This window comes from Loigolactobacillus rennini DSM 20253, from assembly GCF_001436505.1.
GTDB classification, from domain to species: domain Bacteria; phylum Bacillota; class Bacilli; order Lactobacillales; family Lactobacillaceae; genus Loigolactobacillus; species Loigolactobacillus rennini.
This window is the reverse complement of sequence record NZ_AYYI01000067.1, coordinates 1-1336: the sequence shown is the minus strand read 5'-3', so window position 1 is coordinate 1336 and position 1336 is coordinate 1. Positions and strand designations below refer to the sequence as shown.

The 1336-nt window shown below is 44.4% G+C and carries 1 protein-coding gene; it reads left to right on the top strand.

Annotated features, from left to right (window positions below):
- The first annotated feature begins 101 nt into the window (after nt 1–101).
- Nucleotides 102–1277, top strand: coding sequence for an IS256 family transposase (locus FC24_RS08320; RefSeq protein WP_057874432.1), 1176 nt, complete (start codon nt 102–104; stop codon nt 1275–1277).
- The last annotated feature ends 59 nt before the right edge of the window (nt 1278–1336 follow it).

Below are 1336 nucleotides of genomic sequence, written 5' to 3'. Positions count from 1 at the left end.
TTGTGTAAATGCATAAAAGATTTCTGAATTGTATAGAAATAGGGAATGCCTTCCCTTATGATATTTAGTAACCACAGAAAACATCACAGGAGGCATTCCCCATGAATGAACTTACCACAGAAATTATCGCTGCACTAGCCCAAAAGCAAGATTTGGACGAAGTTTTTCGTCACCACCTCGAAATTGCGATTAACCAGCTTCTTCAAACCGAATTGGCAGAGTTTTTGGGTTACGAACGCTACTCATACGCTGGGATTAACACTGGTAATAACCGCAACGGCAGTTATGAGCGCTCGTTTGATACGAAGTACGGCCAACTTAACTTAACCATTCCTCGAGATCGCAATGGCCGGTTTGAAAATCATACCTTGCCAGCCTACGGTCGGCACAGTGATGATTTAGAAACAACGGTCATTCAGTTGTATACCAAGGGAATTACCACTGCTGAAATTTCCGAACTCATTGAGAAAATGTACGGTGCTCACTACTCCAAAGCCACGGTTTCCAACATGACTAAAGCCGTCAATGAACAGGTTCAAGCTTTCCAGCAACGTCGCCTGGCTTCACAATATGCGGCCATCTTCTTAGATGCCACTTACTTGCCGTTAAAGCGGGATACCGTTCAAAAAGAAGCCGTTCATATTGCGATTGGCATTCGTCCAGATGGTACGAAAGAAGTGCTGAACTACCAAGTGGCGCCAACGGAATCGACTGGAATCTGGACTGAACTGCTGGGAACCTTGATCAAGCAGGGCGTTAAAGATGTGCTGTTGTTTGTGGCCGATGGGTTAGTTGGTTTGGATGAAGGCTTGAATCGGCATTTCCCTAAAGCCAAACGACAACGTTGTCTGGTTCATGTTGGGCGGAATCTGATGAACAAAGTTCGCGTAAAAGACCGCAAGGCCGTGATCAGTGACTTTAAACAAGTTCATCGGGCCGCCAACCGTGAAGCAGCCGAACTGAAACTGAATGAGTTCGCCAACAACTGGCATCAGACCTATCCCAAATTAATCAAAGATCTGCTTAAAATGCCGAATTTACTCACTTTCATGGACTTTCCACCAGCTATCCGGCAATCACTATACTCCACTAACCTGATTGAGAACTTTAATAAGCATCTCAAGCGCACCACCCACCACAAAGAACAATTTCCAACGGAAGATTCACTGGATCGCTTCCTGGTTTCTCAGTTTAATGTTTATAACGAGAAGTCTCTGAAGCGGATCCACCGAGGGTTCAAAGGACTCCAGGACACCTTGGAAGCATCATTTATTTAAGTTAGATACATATTATATGTACGAAGGCATTTCATTTACACAAGATTCTTGACGCTACC